The 844-nt window shown below is 44.4% G+C and carries 1 protein-coding gene; it reads left to right on the top strand.

Going from position 1 to position 844, the window contains the following annotated elements:
• Window positions 1–3: 3 nt before the first annotated feature.
• Window positions 4–844: ABC transporter ATP-binding protein (locus tag BG32_RS05910; protein WP_147434845.1), on the top strand; the 841-nt coding region annotated here is incomplete at its 3' end.

The raw sequence follows: 844 nt of genomic DNA, 5'->3' as shown, positions 1-844 counted from the left end.
TGGTTGCAGGAAAGGCCAATCCTTTCGGTGAGGAATCTCTCTACACACTTTAACATGGCCGAGGGAGTTGTTAAGGCCGTTCAAGATGTGTCTTTCGATCTTCATAGGGACGATGTCTTGGGAATAGTTGGGGAGACTGGCTCGGGGAAAAGTGTTACAGTCAAGTCCATAGCTGGAATGACTGACAGTCCCGGTTTTATAGCTGGGGGTGAAATTCTATTTTTCACGGATGAGTTCAGCAAGACTGGAGAAAAGGAGTATATTGATCTGGTCAAGCTCCCTAAAGAAAGCTTTTCCAAGGTAAGGGGAAAACACATCGGAATGATTTTTCAAGATCCCATGACTTCTCTTGACCCGATGTACACAATTGGGAACCAGATGATAGAAACGATTGTCCATCACAAAAAGGTTACCGAAGAGGAAGCAAGGGAACGCTCAATAAGATTGCTTGAGCAAGTAGGAATTCCCAAACCTTCGGAGAGGATTAATGATTACCCCTTTCAGTTGTCCGGAGGCCAGCGTCAAAGAGTAGTGATAGCAATAGCTCTTTCGTGCGATCCAGAGATTCTGGTAGCGGACGAACCCTCTACTGCTCTGGATGTTACGGTTCAGGCTCAGATTCTTGAACTGATGAAGGACCTTCAAGAGCAGTTCAATAGTAGCATGATTTTTATCACGCACGATTTGGCGGTGATCGCCGAAATAGCTACTAAGATCAGTGTCATGTATGGAAGCTATCAAATGGAAATGGCAGATTCAATGGAGATTTTCGAAAATCCAATGAACCCCTACACCTTTGCTCTTCTTGAATGCATTCCTAGACTTGATATAAAGCAAGATCAGC

Source organism: Mesotoga sp. HF07.pep.5.2.highcov, assembly GCF_003666285.1.
Lineage (GTDB): Bacteria > Thermotogota > Thermotogae > Petrotogales > Kosmotogaceae > Mesotoga > Mesotoga prima.
The sequence above is the reverse complement of the archived record's forward strand: the minus strand, read 5'-3'. Positions and strand labels throughout refer to the sequence as shown.